We start from the raw sequence: 15,593 nt of genomic DNA on the forward strand, positions 1-15,593 counted from the left end.
GCCTAGAGCCTCAGGTCCGCCATCTCGCGCCCCAGCGCGGATTTGATGTCGTAGGTGACGGACAGGTTCTTGGCATAGCGCGAAATCCATCCCGGTTCGCGGTCCAGAAACACGCGGTGGGCAACCGCTAGCATAACGCCGTCATAGCGATGCGCGGCGGGTTTTTCGACCAGATCAATCCCGTATTCGCTGCGTGCAGTGTCGGGGTCGGCATGTGGGTCATGAACGTCGACCGTGACGCCGTAGTCGCGCAGCTCTTCCAGAATATCCACCACGCGCGTGTTGCGCAGATCAGGGCAGTTTTCCTTGAAGGTCAGGCCAAGGATCAACACCCGAGCCCGCGCGACGTTGATCCCTTTCTTCATCATTGCCTTGATCATCTGCCCTGCGACATAGGCCCCCATCCCGTCATTGATACGGCGACCTGAAAGGATGACCTGCGGGTGGTAGCCGATTTCTTCGGCCTTATGCGTCAGGTAGTAGGGGTCGACACCGATGCAGTGCCCGCCGACCAGTCCGGGGCGGAAGGGCAGGAAATTCCATTTGGTTCCCGCCGCCTCCAACACCGCGCCCGTGTCGATACCCAGCCGATTGAAGATGATCGCCAGTTCGTTCACCAGACTGATGTTCAGGTCGCGTTGCGTGTTTTCGATCACCTTTGCGGCTTCTGCGACGCGAATGCTTTCAGCCTTGAACGTGCCGGCGGTGATGATCTGTGCATATAGCGCGTCGATACGGTCGGCGGCCTCGGCGGTCGACCCAGAGGTCACCTTCACAATCGAAGGAAGCCGGTGGCCGTGATCGCCGGGGTTGATCCGCTCAGGGCTATAGCCGACGGAAAAGTCACGGTTGAGCTTCAGCCCCGATGCCTCTTCTAAAATGGGAACGCAAACCTCTTCTGTCGCGCCGGGATAGACGGTGCTTTCATAAATCACGGTATCCCCGTGGCTTAGCACCTGCCCCACCGTCTGGCTCGCGGCTTTCAGTGGCGCGAGATTGGGGCGTTTATGGGCGTCAATCGGCGTGGGAACCGTCACGACATAGATGTTCGCCCCGGCCAATTGGGCGATGTCAGCCGTGTAGGTCAGCCGGTGCGCCAGTTGAAGCGCATCGTGTGGCACCTCTTGGGTGCGATCATGGCCGGCTTGCAATTCGGCCACGCGATTTGTGTCGACATCAAAGCCGATCACGGGCCGGTGCTTGCCGAATTCAACGGCCAAGGGCAATCCGACATAGCCAAGCCCAATTACCGCGACTGTTTCGCGGTCTGGAAAATCTTTCATGCGCGTGTGCCTTCATCGCTGTCAGCACCCCACAACCTCTGCGCGATTAAGATTGCCTAAATATTCGCTAAAGGAAAGTAAAACTTCACAGAAAATGCGAGAAACGCACCGTTTCTCGCATCATGCCACCGGGCCAAGGCCGTTAGCGGTGGTAATAGTCCAGATACCACGCGACGAAGCTGTTGACGCCGTCGCGGAAATCGGTGGCGGGCTGATACCCGGTCAAGCGCTTCAACAGGCTGGCGTCGGCCCAGGTGGCCGGCACATCGCCCATCTGCATTTCCATATAGTTGCGTTGAGCCGTTTTGCCGGTGGCCTCTTCGATGGCGTCCACGAAATCCAGCAGCCGCACCTTGTCGGAGTTTCCGACATTGACCACCCGGTAAGGTGCTGCGGGTGACAGGCTGTCACCCTCTTCGATATCGGCCGCACTGTCTGGCCGCACCGGCGGCACGTCGATCAACAGCCGGATACCGCGCACCAGATCCTCGACATAGGTGAAGTCGCGGAACATGTCGCCATTGTTGTAGATGTCAATCGGCGTGCCATCCAGAATGCCCTTGGTGAACTTGAAAAGGGCCATATCCGGGCGCCCCCACGGGCCATACACGGTAAAAAACCGGAACATCGTCGTGGGCAGGTTCCAAAGGTGCGCATAGCTGTGTGCCATGCTTTCATTGGCTTTCTTGGTGGCGGCATAAATGGTCAGCTGCGTGTCTGCCTTTTCGGTCTCGGTAAACGGCATATGGTCGTTTGCGCCATAGACCGAACTGGTCGAGGCCATCAGCAGATGATCCACCTTGTGGCGGCGTGCGGCCTCCATCACGTTGAACGTGCCGATCACGTTGCTGTCCAGATAGGCGCGCGGGTTTTCCAAGCTGTAGCGGACGCCAGCCTGCGCGGCCAGATGCACGATGATGTCCGGCTTGAAGTTGTCGGCGACCTCGTCAAACAGGTCCTGGTCTTCCAGCATACCTTCAGTCATCGAAAAGTTCGGGTCTTGCAACAGCATCGCATGCCGACGCTGCTTCAACGTGACATCGTAATAATCCGTCATCCCGTCATAGCCGTGAACGCGGAACCCTTCCGCAAGAAGAAGTTTGCCAAGGTGGTAGCCGATAAAACCGGCTGTCCCGGTGATCAATACGTTTCGCTGGGTCACCAAAAAATGCCTTTTTTGAAATGTTCTAATTTCAGTCTTAGCCCGTTGCGGCCCAGCGGCCAAGTGCGCGTGGCATGTTGCGTTCGAATTGAGACGAATTGTCCGTTCAACCCGTTCTTAAGACGCGGATGATGTGCTGGCTCTGGCCGCTTTACTTGGCTTGAGGAAACCGAAGGTGAACTGCGACATGGCTGCTTTCGACACGGCCCGCGCCGTTCGCAAAACCATTGGCTGCGTGATGATGCTGGTGCTTGTGGCCACAAGTGACGCGCGCATGGCAGGGGCTGCGCCATCCGATGTGTGGGTCGTGCGAAATGATCGCGGTGGGTCTATCAGCGACCGGCTTGATCAGATTGCCCGGATCCGCGCGCAAGGAATGCGGGTCGAGATTCGCGCAGGAGTCTGTCTGTCGTCATGCACCATGTTGCTGACGCTGAAAGACCTTTGCATCGGCGCAAAGGTGCAGTTTGGCTTTCATGGACCAAGCCATCATGGTCAGCCCCTGCGACCTGCTGAATTCGACTATTGGTCAGATATCATCGCCCGGCATTACGCGCCGGCCTTGCGGCGCTGGTTCATGCAAGACGCCCGTTTTACGATCGGTGGATACAAGCGTTTGTCGGGCGCAAAGCTGATCCAGCTGGGATATCCCAGTTGCTGACCCATCAACCCTATTGGGTGTCGGACGACGAAGAACTTCCGCCAGCGATGGCTAAAATACCCGCCCCGGCGGCACCAAACCCGGCCAGTGCCGGGCCAAGCGCACCGAACAAGGGCACGAAGTTCGTCGCTTCCGCGCCTTCGGGGGCAACGGTTTGCACGCTGCGCCTTTGAAACAGAGGCGACCGTTTGCAAGTGATCTGCAACGCCCCTGACGACAGGTAGGTCGCGCTTTTGATACCAGTTTGTTGGCAATGGCCTGATGCAACAGCTGCCACAATCGGGTCGGCAGGTTGCCCGATGGCCGCGGTGCCGATCAAGGTAGCCAGAAACGGTATGATGACGAACTTCATAGTGATACCTCCTAGGTGTGACGCCACTGGCACACACTTTCTGAGTAGCGGCTCTGCCTTAACAGACTGTTAAACCGCCTGTGGGACTGCCGGAGCCGCCAATCTGCGCTGGCCTCAGAGCGCGCGCAGTGGTAATCCGCTTTCTGAACCAGACTTCAGCAAAGGTGGGGACCGCATGCCTGCTTATCGTTCCAGAACTTCGACCCATGGCCGCAACATGGCCGGTGCCCGTGGCCTTTGGCGCGCGACCGGCATGACGGATGATGATTTCGGCAAGCCGATCATCGCCATTGTGAACAGCTTCACCCAGTTCGTGCCGGGCCACGTGCACCTGAAAGACCTTGGCCAGATGGTCGCGCGCGAGGTCGAGGCCGCAGGCGGTGTTGCCAAGGAATTCAACACCATTGCTGTCGATGACGGGATCGCGATGGGCCATGACGGGATGCTGTATTCGCTGCCGTCGCGCGAAGTGATCGCCGATAGCGTGGAATACATGGTTAACGCGCATTGTGCGGATGCGATGGTGTGCATTTCGAACTGCGACAAGATCACGCCGGGGATGTTGATGGCGGCAATGCGCCTGAACATCCCCGTGATTTTCGTATCCGGCGGTCCGATGGAGGCCGGCAAGATCGACATGGCCGACCTTGATATGGACAAGATCGACCTTGTCGACGCGATGGTCGCTGCCGCCAGCGAAGACCTGACGGATGAGCAGGTTCAACATATCGAAGAAAACGCCTGCCCGACCTGCGGGTCGTGTTCGGGCATGTTCACCGCGAACTCGATGAACTGTCTGGCCGAGGCGCTGGGCCTCGCGCTGCCCGGCAACGGCTCGACCCTTGCGACGCACGCGGACCGCAAGCATCTGTTTCTGGAAGCTGGGCGCAAGATCGTCGAGATCACCAAGCGTCATTACGTGAACGAAGAAAAAGGCCTGCTGCCGCGCGAGATCGCCACGTTTGACGCGTTCGAAAACGCCATGTCGCTGGATATTGCGATGGGCGGGTCCACCAACACGGTGCTGCACCTGCTGGCCATCGCCCACGAAGGCGAGGTCGATTTCACCATGAAAGACATGGATCGGCTCAGCCGCCATGTGCCGTGTCTGTGCAAGGTCGCGCCCAACATCGCGAATGTGCATATGGAGGACGTTCACCGCGCCGGTGGCATCTTCTCGATCCTTGGTGAGCTAAGCCGCGCTGGGCTTTTGCACAATGCCTGCTCAACGGTGCATTCCTCGACGATGGGCGAGGCGATTGCCAAATGGGACATCAAGGTCGCCAACAACCCCGACGCTGAAAGCCTGTTCAAAGCGGCCCCCGGCGGGGTGCGCACCACGCAGGCATTTTCGACCGAGAACCGGTATAAGGAACTCGACACCGACCGCGAAGGCGGCGTGATCCGGTCGAAAGAACACGCGTTTAGCCAGGACGGCGGTCTGGCCGTTCTGTTCGGCAACATCGCGCTGGACGGTTGCATCGTGAAAACGGCGGGCGTGGATGCTAGCATCCTGAAATTCACCGGCACCGCGCATGTCTGCGAAAGCCAGGACGCGGCGGTCAGTGACATTCTAACTGGCAAGGTCAAGGAAGGCGATGTTGTCGTCATCCGCTACGAAGGGCCGCGCGGTGGGCCGGGGATGCAGGAAATGCTGTATCCGACCAGCTATCTGAAATCGAAGGGGTTAGGCAAAGCCTGTGCGCTTTTGACCGACGGGCGCTTTTCTGGCGGCACCTCGGGCCTGTCAATCGGCCACGTTTCGCCGGAAGCCGCCGAAGGCGGCGCGATCGGGCTGGTCCAGCAAGGCGACAAGATCGAGATCGACATCCCCAACCGCACGATCAATCTAGCCGTGTCGGACGACGAACTGGCCACGCGCCGCGCCGCGCAGGACGAAAAAGGCTGGCACCCCGCCCAACCGCGCAAGCGCAAAGTGTCGAAGGCATTGAAAGCCTATGCGATGCTGGCGTCTTCTGCCGCCAAGGGCGCGGTGCGCATGATCGACTGATCCGCAACCAGAAAGAACTAAGAAGGGCAGGGGAAACCTCTGCCCTTTTTCAATTCTGGAGCAACGAATTCTCCCAGTTGCGCAGGAAACTCTGCCGTTTCAGGCTGTCCAGAAACACCAAAAGACCCGGCCCAAACCGGATGGGTCTAAGCGACGGGTTCGCCCGCAGCGCGGCCGCATCAATAGCAGGCAGGCCGGAGGCGTCGACCAGATCCTGCCGCGCATTCAACCCCAGAAGAAAGTCCAGCATCGCGCGCGCTTCATCCGGATTTTCGGCGGACTGTGGGATCAGGACAGTGCGCGACATGACGTTCACATAATCGCTCATCTCGATAATCTGGAAGCCGCCGGTGCTTTTGAGTTGCGCCGCCGCATAGCTGCCCAGCACGTTATAGGCCAAGGCCAGCTTGCCTGATGCCACGTCCCGGATCATGTCGCTTGAGCAGCAGTAGAGCTCCGCATCCAAGCGCCCCATCACCTCCATCAACCGCCAGAACGCGTCTGAGTTTCGGCTGTCCTGCGTCGCCATCAAATAGCCGAAACCGGATCGGCGCACGTCATAGGTGCCGATCTTGCCCTGAAACCTCTCGGGGTTGTCGCGCAGCAAGGCAATCAACTCGTCGCGGCTTTGCGGGGCGTCATCGTCGCCGAAGAAATTGTCCGACACGACAAGAACAGCAGGTTCCTGCGTGAACGCGAAAAGCTGGTCGCGCCAGCTGGCCCATATGGGCAGATCGGTGGCTGTTTGGGGCGTGTGGTTTTGTGCGAACCCGTCATTGGCGAGTTTGGTCTGCAAGTCCATCGCGGAGGATATCGCAAGGTCGAACGCCGCCCCGTCCTCGTAAAGCGCTTCCATCAGGTCGGTGGTGCCGGTCACGGTGTAGTCAATCGTCACCCCCGGTCGGCTGGCCTGAAAGGCGCGGATGATTGGGTCGAATACATCAAGATCGGCGGTCGAGATAACGTTGATCCGCGCTAGTTCAGACGTGGCCTCATAAAGCCTGCGATCTTCGACCTCGAAGCTCATCGCGACGCTTGCCGACATGATCAGCGCCACCAGCGCCGCCATTAACCGCGCGGAAATACCAGCGAAACACATGCGCCTTCTCCCTTCTTATTGGTGGAGATTTCCAACCGCCCGCCATGGGCTTTTGCGACCTCGTCCGCGATGGTCAAGCCAAGGCCCGACCCCACGATGTCGCCCACATTCGCGCCGCGCGTATAACGGGTGGTCAGGCCGGAAAGATCCGTGTCACCAAACCCCCGCCCCTGATCGGTGAACGACAGGGTGATGTTGTCATCCAACGCCACGCGGGCGGTGATATCGCTGTCGTCCGGGGAGTATTTGATCGCGTTGTCGAGGATGTTTTGAAGTGCTGCTTGCAGCAAGATACCATCGCCCGTGAAGGCCACGGGGTCCGTGCCCGTGTCGCGCCGGATCGCGATGTCTTTTAGGTCAGCCGTGGGGCCAAGCCGGTCGCAGGTCTCCTCCATCAACCCCCGCAAATCCAGCGCGTCTTGCGCCAGGCTGTCGGCACGAAACGTCACCATTGCGTGGTCCAACATCTGGCCCGCGGACCGCGAACTTTCGTCGATGGCGCGGATCATTTCGCGGATGGCTTGCTTGTGTTCAGGCTTGTTCAGCTTGCGATGCGTGATCTCGGCCTGCGCGCGCACGGTGGCAAGCGGTGTGCGCACACGGTGGGCGGCTTCGGCGATGAAATCTTCGGTGCGTGACAGGGACGATCTGAGCCGCGCCATGAAAGAATTCAGCGCATTGATCAGCGGCACCAGCTCATCCGGGGCATTTGCTTTCACCGGGCGCAGGTCATTGGGGCCGCGTCGTGTGACCGACCCCGTCATGCGGGTGATCGGGGCCAGCGCCGACCCAGCGGCCCACAGGCTGAGCGCCGTTGCCAGCAGGAAAAACCCGACACCAATCCCGGTGGCCGTCGCGGTGATCTGGCGCGAAATAGCGGCAAGCCCCTGGCGCGTTTGCGCGACCGTTACCACGACCTGAGCGGCATTCGCGCCGGTGCCAACGGGGCGGATGACCGACGCCGCGCGGATCTCGTCCCCGCGATAATCGAGCGTCTCGAAACTGGGCGCGCTGAGGCGTGGTGGCACCTCTGGCTGCGGCAGGTCGCCATAGCCGGTCAGTGTTTTTCCCTCGGACACGACCCGGTAAAACACGCGATCCTCGTTGATCGACCCCAGCATCGACAGCGCCGAATAAGGCAGGTCCAGCGTCACGTGACCGCCTTCACTGCGCAAACTGTCGGCAATGGCTGTAGCGGACGCAGACAAGATGTCATCCTGCGTGCCTTCTGCGGCGCGCTCGGCCACCCCACGCACGACCAGAAAGAACGCCAGCGACAGCACAGCCGCGACAAGGGCTAGCTGGATGAACAGCCGCCTGCGGATGGATCCGAGTATCCTCACCGCGCGACCATCCGATAGCCTAGCCCGCGGACGGTTTCGATTTTTGCGCCTGATCCTTCAAGGCGTTTGCGCAACCTACCCACATAGACTTCAATCGCGTTCTCTGATGCTTCATCAGACAGCGAAAACAGCCGGTCGATCAGGTGGGTTTTTGAGAAAACCTGACCGGGGGCTGCGAAGAACACCTCAAGCAGGCGGAGTTCGCGATTGCGCAGGGGCACGGTTTCGCCGTCAAACCGCAACTCTCCTTTGGTCGAATCAAGTGTGGTCTCTTCGAAGGTCACTGCGTTGTCCGCAGCCCCGCCCTGACGCCTGAGAACGGCGCGCACGCGGGCTTCCAACTCGGAAAAGTCGAAGGGTTTGACGATGTAATCATCTGCGCCAAGATCCAAGAGGCCCACGCGGTCGGATACGGCAGACCGGGCGGTAATGACGATCACTGGGGTGCGTTTTTCGGCTTGTCTTTGACGTTCCAGAAAATCGCGCCCGTCCCCATCGGGCAGCATTATATCCAGCAAAATCAGGTCGTAATCGGCAACAGCCGTCAGGTCGCCAGCGTCGGCAAGGGTGCCGGCATGGTCGACCGCATGGCCGTCCAGTTGCAGCCGCTCGACCACGACGCCCGCCAGCTTTGGATTGTCCTCGATCAGAAGGAACCGCATTCGTTGCCCTTTTTTTGTGGTGCGTGACAGGTTGGTGTCAGGTTCAGGCGATTGGGTCTGAGCATGGGCGGGTGTAACGCCCCTGTCAAATGGGAGGAACTAATGACAAAACGTCTTTTCAAGGCGCTGGCAACCAGTGCCGTATTGGGCCTTGGTGCCACGACCGCAGCAACCGCTGCTGAGTGTATTGCACCGGCCAACCCCGGCGGTGGCTGGGACTTCACCTGCCGTCAAATCGGCAAAATCATGTTTGATATTGGTGCTGTGGATAAACCTGTTCAGGTCACCAATATGGCAGGCGCCGGTGGCGGCCTTGCCTTCAACCACGTTGTGTCAGAGCGCAACGAAGATGCCGACCTGATTGTCGCGGCGTCGTCGGCGACCTCGACCCGTCTCGCGCAGAACGCTTATGCCGGTATGACGGCTGATCAGGTGCGCTTTGTTGGTGCCATCGGTGCTGACCCCGGCGTGATCGTTGTGGCCGCAGACAGCCCCTATCAGTCGCTGACCGATCTGGTCGACGCCGTGAAGGCCGAGCCGGGTTCGATCGCGTTTGCGGGTGGGTCTGCAGTTGGTGGCTTTGACCACCTGAAACCGCTGATGATCCTGCAACGTGCTGGCGTCACGGACGTGACGGCTGTGAAATACATCGGTGTTGACGGTGGCGCGGATGCGATCACCCAAACCGTTGGTGGTTTCACCCAAGCGATGTCGGGCGACATGTCCGAGGTTGTGGGCTTCCTGAAATCCGGTGACGTGCGCGCGATTGCGGTTCTGACCGAAGAACGCGTGCCGGGCTTTGAGGATATCCCCACTGCGAAAGAACAAGGCATCGACGTTGTTGCCGTGAACTGGCGCGGTCTTTACGTGCCCAAGGGCATCAGCGATGATGACTTCAACATGTGGGCCGAGCGTCTGCAGAAGGTTGCCGACAGCGCTGAATGGCAAGAAGCCATGGTCGCAAACGGTCTTGCCCCCTTCACAAAAGTTGGTGGTGACTTCCAGTCTTATGTCGATGGTGTCGTGGCTGAAATCCGCGCGCTCTCGAAAGAGATCGGGGTGATCCAGTAATGGCATCTGACCGTATCTTCGGAGCGGTCGTGACCCTGGTGGCGCTGGCATATGTTGCCAGCGCCACACAGATCCAGTCCAGCTTCATGGCGGATCCGGTGGGGCCAAAGACCTTTCCAATCCTGATCGGCTGCGTTGCGGCGCTGTGCGGGATCATCGTGGCCCTGAAACCCGACCCTGATCCGGACTGGCCAGTGCTGGCCACCTTCGGATCGCTTGGCTTGGCCGTGGTTGTTCTGGTTGGATACGCCTATGCGCTAAAGCCGCTGGGCTTTCTGATCCCAACCGCGATCACCGCTAGCATCCTAAGCTATCAGATCGAGCCGCGCGCAGGTCGCGCCGTGCTTGCCGGGATTGGCCTGTCTGTCGGCTTGTTCCTGATCTTCAAATTCGCGCTGGGCCTTGGGCTTGTTCCCTTCCCCAAATCGCTGACCGGCTGAGGGCACCCATATGGAACTTCTATCAAATCTTGCGATCGGCTTCGAAATCGCGCTGTCGCCTTATACGCTGATGTTGGCCGTGATTGGCTGTTTCATCGGCACGATCATCGGCGCGCTGCCGGGCCTTGGCCCGTCGAACGGCGTGGCGATCCTGATCCCGCTGACCTTCACGATGGGGCTGGATGCTACATCGGCGCTGGTTCTTATGACGTCCGTTTATTACGGCGCCATGTATGGCGGGCGGATCAGTTCGATCCTGCTGAATATTCCGGGCGACGAGCCTGCTTTGATGACCACGCTCGATGGGTATCCCATGGCAAAAGCGGGCCGGGCTGGTGACGCTCTGGTTCTGTCCGGTGTTGCGTCCTTCGTTGGTGCGTTTCTGGCGACCATCGGCCTGATGCTGCTGGCGCCCATGCTGGCGCGCGTGGCGTTTCTGTTTGGCCCCGCCGAGTATTTCGCGCTCTACCTGCTGGCCTTTGCCACGCTTGGCGGAATGGCGTCCAACAACCAAGCCAAGGCGGCGATTGCGTCGTGCATCGGCTTGGGCATCGCGATGATTGGGGTGGACAACAACTCCGGCCTACCGCGCCTGACGGGTGGCAATATGCACCTGTTTGACGGCATCGACTTCCTTGTTGCCATCGTGGGCTTGTTCGCCATTGCCGAGGTGTTTTTCTTCATCGAAAGCCACGGCAAGAACACGTCTATCGGCGTGAAGCTTGAAAAGGTGACGATCCCGGTCAAGGATATCATGGAGTCCGGTTGGACCATGCTCCGGTCATCTGTCGTCGGTTTCATCGCCGGTGTTCTGCCCGGTGCAGGTGCATCGCTTGGCAGTTTCCTGGCCTATATGAGCGAGAAATCCATTGCCGGCGAAAAAGGCGGCTTCGGCACGGGTGTTCCCAAAGGTGTCGCCGCCCCCGAAGCGGGTAACAACGCCGCCGCTGGTGGCGCGCTGGTTCCCATGCTGACGCTCGGTGTGCCGGGGTCCGGCACCACGGCGGTCTTGCTGGCGCTTCTGATGACGCTGAACATCACACCCGGCCCGATGCTGTTCACCGAACGGCCCGAGGTCGTCTGGGGCCTGATCGCATCGCTTCTGATCGCAAACTTCGTGCTGCTTTTGATGAACGTGCCGATGGTGAAGATCTTTGTGAAAGTCTTGCAGGTTCCACCATGGGTGCTTCTGCCCGGTGTCACGATGATCAGCTTTGTCGGCATCTATTCCCTGTCGGGCAGCTATTTCGATCTGGTCTTGATGGTGGGCTTTGGGGCACTGGGATACGTCCTGCGCAAGCTTGACGTGCCGACCGTGCCGATCATCCTTGGTATCCTTCTGGGCGGCCATATGGAGGACGCGCTGCGCCGTGCCATGGTTCTGTCGGGCGGTGAATGGCAGTTCCTGTTCTCGTCCAAGATTTCCATTGGATTGTGGGTGGTCGCTGTCGTGGGCTTCGTCGCTCCGATGTTCCTGCGCAATGTCCTGAAGAAACCGCAAAGGATCACCGACTGATGGTCAAAGTGCTTATCCCCTCGGGTGCGTTGGGTCTGGGATATGACCGCGATGCGCTGGCCCGAGGGATCGCTGAGCGGCCAGATATCATTGCGATTGATGGGGGCTCGACAGATTCGGGCCCCCATTACCTTGGCACCGGCACCTCGAAATATTCGCGCGGCTCGACCAAGGCGGAATGGGCTGAACTGATGGCGGCACAGGCGGAGGCTGGTGTGCCGTTGGTTATCGGAACCGCTGGCACCTGCGGGGCAGATGATGCGGTTGATTGGCTGGTGGACATCACCCGCGAGATTGCCCGTGAGCGCGGCCAGACGTTAAAACTTGCGGTGCTGAAAAGCGGGCAGGATGGCGATGCGATGGCGGCGGCGCTAGAGGGTGGGCGGATCACGCCGCTGGCCCCCGCGCCCGAGATTTCGGCGGACCTGTTGCGCGACTGCACGAACATCGTGGCGCTGGCGGGAGCTGAACAGATACAGGCCGCGCTGGACACAGGTGCGGATATCGTGATTGCGGGGCGCACGACGGATACCGCCATCATCTCGGCCCTGCCGCTGCAACGAGGCTGTCATGCGGGCGGTGTGTGGCATGGGGCCAAGATTGGCGAATGCGGCGCATTGGCGACGACCAGTCCCAACACCGGCACCATCCTGATTGAGTTCGATGCCGAGGGCTTCACCATTACCCCAATGGGCAAGGATGCCCGCGCAACTCCGCGCACGGTGTCGGCGCATATGCTGTATGAAAACAGCGACCCTTACCGGCTGTATGAGCCCGGCGGGTATCTGGACGTCACAGGCGCTGAGTATGAAGCACTGGATGATCGCCGCGTGCGAGTGACGGGCAGCGAATGGGTCGTGACCCAACCTTACACCGTGAAGCTGGAAGGCGCGCGGCGGGCGGGGTTTCAGACGGTATCATTGGTGTTTGTGCGTGACCCGCATTACGTCGAGAACATTCGCGCTTGGGTCGATGATATCCACGCCAAATGCATCGCCAAAGCCAAGGCGCGCGTCGGTGGGGACTTCCAGATCGAACTGCGGATTATCGGCGCCGACGCCACGCTTGGCCCACTAGACACCAATGCGAAGCCCGGAACCGAACTTGGCGTGATGGGCATTGTCACTGCCGAAACCGAGGCTTTGTCGCGCGAAGTCGCGAAGATGCTGAACCCCTATCTTCTGCACCACCCGCTGACCGAACAGGAAGAAATGCCGACCTTCGCCTTTCCCTTCTCGCCGCCTGAAATGCCGCGTGGTGCGGTTTATGAGTTCTGCCTGAACCATGTGCTTGCGCTGGACGATCCCATGGACGTCTTCCGCTTGAGCATTGAGGAGATCGGCACATGACGGCCCTGAAAAACATCGCCGACAAAGTGCGGTCGAAAAACGCTGGTCCCTTCTGGCTGACCCTCGATGTTTTCTGCGGCACGGCGGAAGCGTTCGCGCGCATCTCCTCCGGGCTGGATACGGGCTTGGTCGCGGACATGTTCAAGGCCGATCCCGCCACGCTGAAACGGTTCGATATGCCTGAGTTGAACGTGGTGAAATTCAGTATGCCGCGCCCCGCCGTGCAGGGCACGCACGCCGACCGCGACATGCACGGCGCCAGTTTCGCGGTGCTGCTGGGCGAGATTGAGATCAGATAGCGCTGGTGCTGACAAACTTCCTTTCTGATGGGTCGCGGTGCCGCTAGGCTGTGCGGGCTACACCAAGGAAAGGCCACCCCATGACCATCAAAGCCATCGTGTTCGATGCCTATGGCACGCTGCTGGATGTTTATTCCGTCGGTGCTTTGGCGGAAAAGTTGTTTCCCGGCAAGGGCGCGGCCATCGCCATCACGTGGCGTGACAAGCAGATCGAATACACCCGGCTGCGCACCATGTGTGACAGGTTCGTCGATTTCTGGCAGGTGACGGGTGATGCGCTGGATTATGCGTGCGATGCGCAAGGTGTTGACCTGACAGCCGACGCCAGAACCGCGCTGATGGCGGAATATGAAGAGCTGACGGCCTTCGCCGAAAACCATGCAGCCCTGACCCGGCTTCAGGACGCTGGCATGCCAATGGCGGTCTTGACCAATGGCAGCGCGGGGATGATTGCGGCTGCACTGAAAGCCGCCAAACTGGCGGGGTTCTTTGATCATGTGTTGAGTGTGGACAGCGTGCAAAAGTTCAAGACTGCGCCCGAAGTCTATCAGATGGGACCGGATGCCTTTGGCTGTGCGGCCAGCGAGATCCTGTTCGTGTCCTCGAACTGTTGGGACATTTGTGGCGCGACATGGTTTGGGTATCATACGATCTGGCTGAACCGTTATGACCAGCCGATGGAACGTCTGGGGGTTGAGCCAAGTGCGCGTGGGAAAACGCTGACAGATGTGGCAGATTATCTGTTGGGCTGATGGCGGCTTTGCCGTTTGGGGCCATCATTGGTGATCGTGTCGAGTGACAGCGTGTGATCCATGTTCCGCATCCGGTGGCGCAGCATCTGGCGGGTGAGCCGCGCAAGGTCGGACGCAAAGGCGGGATCTTCTGCGACGTTCTCCATCTCGCCCTTACCGTGGTGGTCGAACAGCAGTGGGGGCAGATCAGCGGCGAATTCGACCAGCGTAAAGCGGTCATCCCGCAGGATGCCAAGGGACGAATTGCTGGTGTCGGTGCCAAGGCGTTTTTCCCAAAGCGTTGGCGCCTCCGGCTCGCTGAAATCCAGTTCCGAGAAGGAATAGTCGCGCCAGTCATCGGGCGTTTCGCCGTTTAGAAACGGCAGCAGGGATCGCCCATCCATCGAATTTGGCACCTCTTGTCCGACCCAGTCGAGGATCGTTGGCGTGAGGTCGATTGACTCGGTTGGGGCATCCACGTCTTGGCCAGCCTTGCCGCCCGGCGCGCGGATGATCAGCGGCGTGTGATAGGCCGCGTCATAGACCGAGTGTTTGCCCCAGGCGTGGTGGTCGCCCAGCATCTCTGCGTGGTCGGCGGTTACGATCAGCAAGGTATCGTCCCACTGGCCGCTTTCTTTCAGGAAAGACATCACGCGCCCGATATGGTGGTCCACTTCGGTGGCCAGCCCAAGATAGACGGATCGCAGAGTCTGGATGGTGTCGTCCGTCGGTGTGACCCCGGAACAGCCAATGACAAAGCTCGCAATCGGCGCGTTGTCCAGCGCGGGGCCAAAGAAGGGATGAACCGCGGCCTCGTCCTTGCGGGTGCCGATGCGTGTGGGCAAGGGCAGGGACGTGGGGTCATACATGTCGTTATAGGGCGCTGGCGCGACCAGCGGTGGGTGCGGGCGAATATAGGTCAGATGAGCAAACCAGTCTTCGTCCGCATAGGCGGGCATCGTGTCCAGAAACCGGTTTGTCAGGAAGGCAGTATCGCTGTCTTCGGCCTTATAGACAGCGGGCGCATTCAGGCGTGATCCATCACCGCCGGGGATGTAGAGCTGCCAGTAATTGTCCCACGTGTAGCCCTTACTCAGCAGATAGGAACGCCATGGGTAAGACATCTCTAATCGCATCTCGACTTGCTCGGTAAACCCGGCCATGGGGAATTCATAGGTCTGCATGGCAGGGTCGGTGGGTGCGTGGACGCGCGGGTCGTGCGAGGTGTCGGTGTAGCCAAACAGCATCGGTAGATAGCCCGCCTTGCGCATTTCGCTGGCAATCGTCGGGGTGTCGTGGCGCAAGGGCGTCCCATTTCGCACCGACCGATGGTTCATTGCGTATTGGCCCGTTAGGATCGACGCGCGCGACGGCCCGCAGGGGTTGGTGACCGAAAAGTGACGGTTGAAGGTCACGGCCTCGGCCATCAGCGCGCGCATGTTGGGCAGATCAACGTGATCTGCCAGCGCCCCATGCAGGCAATCAGCCCGCAACTGGTCGATGATGATGAAAAGAACATTGCGTTGCGCTGTCATCGTTCGTTTCTTTCTGTTGTCCCACCCATGATGTTATCGTGAGCGATCCTGCATCAGTGTCCCAGCGTGACTGGTTTCA

15 protein-coding genes are annotated in these 15,593 nt (G+C 59.8%); 8 read left to right on the top strand and 7 right to left on the bottom strand.

Annotated elements, in window-relative coordinates; genetic code table 11:
• Nucleotides 1-2: 2 nt before the first annotated feature.
• Nucleotides 3-1,283 (bottom strand): nucleotide sugar dehydrogenase, encoded by a 1,281-nt coding sequence (locus tag Q0864_RS06955; RefSeq protein WP_298567184.1) that lies wholly within the window; start codon nt 1,281-1,283, stop codon nt 3-5.
• Between the two features lie 142 nt (nt 1,284-1,425).
• Entirely contained in the window at nt 1,426-2,448 is a 1,023-nt protein-coding gene (locus tag Q0864_RS06960; protein WP_298567187.1) for a GDP-mannose 4,6-dehydratase, read from the bottom strand.
• A gap of 184 nt (nt 2,449-2,632) precedes the next feature.
• On the opposite strand from Q0864_RS06960, the gene Q0864_RS06965 reads away from it, so the two are divergent.
• Nucleotides 2,633-3,106, top strand: coding sequence for a hypothetical protein (locus Q0864_RS06965; protein ID WP_298567189.1), 474 nt, complete (start codon nt 2,633-2,635; stop codon nt 3,104-3,106).
• Nucleotides 3,107-3,116: 10 nt separating this feature from the next.
• Here Q0864_RS06965 and Q0864_RS06970 read toward each other — a convergent pair whose 3' ends face one another.
• Nucleotides 3,117-3,458 (bottom strand): hypothetical protein, encoded by a 342-nt coding sequence (locus tag Q0864_RS06970; RefSeq protein WP_298567193.1) that lies wholly within the window; start codon nt 3,456-3,458, stop codon nt 3,117-3,119.
• 175 nt (nt 3,459-3,633) lie between these two features.
• Between Q0864_RS06970 and ilvD the strand changes: the two genes are divergently transcribed.
• Nucleotides 3,634-5,469 (top strand): dihydroxy-acid dehydratase, encoded by a 1,836-nt coding sequence (ilvD, locus tag Q0864_RS06975; RefSeq protein ID WP_298567196.1) that lies wholly within the window; start codon nt 3,634-3,636, stop codon nt 5,467-5,469.
• 49 nt (nt 5,470-5,518) lie between these two features.
• On the opposite strand, the gene Q0864_RS06980 is transcribed toward ilvD, so the two are convergent.
• From Q0864_RS06980 to Q0864_RS06990, 3 genes are read right to left on the bottom strand one after another with little or no spacing between them, the layout of a single operon-like run.
• Complete coding sequence (locus tag Q0864_RS06980; RefSeq protein ID WP_298567197.1) at nt 5,519-6,568, bottom strand: extracellular solute-binding protein; 1,050 nt, start codon at nt 6,566-6,568, stop codon at nt 5,519-5,521.
• Entirely contained in the window at nt 6,538-7,911 is a 1,374-nt protein-coding gene (locus tag Q0864_RS06985) for a sensor histidine kinase (RefSeq protein ID WP_298567200.1), read from the bottom strand. Before Q0864_RS06985 ends, Q0864_RS06980 begins: the two co-directional genes overlap by 31 nt.
• On the bottom strand, nt 7,908-8,573 hold the full coding sequence (locus Q0864_RS06990) for a response regulator transcription factor (RefSeq protein WP_248364832.1): 666 nt from the start codon (nt 8,571-8,573) through the stop codon (nt 7,908-7,910). Before Q0864_RS06990 ends, Q0864_RS06985 begins: the two co-directional genes overlap by 4 nt.
• A gap of 102 nt (nt 8,574-8,675) precedes the next feature.
• Between Q0864_RS06990 and Q0864_RS06995 the strand changes: the two genes are divergently transcribed.
• The 6 genes from Q0864_RS06995 (at nt 8,676) to Q0864_RS07020 (ending at nt 14,000) form a co-directional block, all read left to right on the top strand.
• Nucleotides 8,676-9,644 (top strand): tripartite tricarboxylate transporter substrate-binding protein, encoded by a 969-nt coding sequence (locus Q0864_RS06995; RefSeq protein WP_248364833.1) that lies wholly within the window; start codon nt 8,676-8,678, stop codon nt 9,642-9,644.
• Nucleotides 9,644-10,084, top strand: coding sequence for a tripartite tricarboxylate transporter TctB family protein (locus tag Q0864_RS07000; RefSeq protein ID WP_248364834.1), 441 nt, complete (start codon nt 9,644-9,646; stop codon nt 10,082-10,084). The genes Q0864_RS06995 and Q0864_RS07000 overlap by 1 nt, the downstream gene beginning before the upstream one ends.
• 10 nt (nt 10,085-10,094) lie before the next feature.
• Nucleotides 10,095-11,600, top strand: coding sequence for a tripartite tricarboxylate transporter permease (locus tag Q0864_RS07005; protein ID WP_248364835.1), 1,506 nt, complete (start codon nt 10,095-10,097; stop codon nt 11,598-11,600).
• Nucleotides 11,600-12,949, top strand: coding sequence for an acyclic terpene utilization AtuA family protein (locus tag Q0864_RS07010; protein WP_298567204.1), 1,350 nt, complete (start codon nt 11,600-11,602; stop codon nt 12,947-12,949). Before Q0864_RS07005 ends, Q0864_RS07010 begins: the two co-directional genes overlap by 1 nt.
• The gene (locus Q0864_RS07015) at nt 12,946-13,248 is read left to right on the top strand and encodes a DUF4387 family protein (RefSeq protein WP_248364838.1); all 303 of its coding nucleotides are present in this window, start codon (nt 12,946-12,948) and stop codon (nt 13,246-13,248) included. The genes Q0864_RS07010 and Q0864_RS07015 overlap by 4 nt, the downstream gene beginning before the upstream one ends.
• Before the next feature lie 80 nt (nt 13,249-13,328).
• Nucleotides 13,329-14,000 (top strand): haloacid dehalogenase type II, encoded by a 672-nt coding sequence (locus tag Q0864_RS07020; protein WP_298567210.1) that lies wholly within the window; start codon nt 13,329-13,331, stop codon nt 13,998-14,000.
• On the opposite strand, the gene Q0864_RS07025 is transcribed toward Q0864_RS07020, so the two are convergent.
• Nucleotides 13,985-15,514, bottom strand: coding sequence for an alkaline phosphatase family protein (locus Q0864_RS07025; RefSeq protein ID WP_298567213.1), 1,530 nt, complete (start codon nt 15,512-15,514; stop codon nt 13,985-13,987). The genes Q0864_RS07020 and Q0864_RS07025 overlap by 16 nt on opposite strands.
• Nucleotides 15,515-15,593 lie beyond the last annotated feature (79 nt).

It is taken from the genome of uncultured Aliiroseovarius sp., assembly GCF_947497285.1.
In the GTDB taxonomy this organism is placed as follows: domain Bacteria; phylum Pseudomonadota; class Alphaproteobacteria; order Rhodobacterales; family Rhodobacteraceae; genus Aliiroseovarius.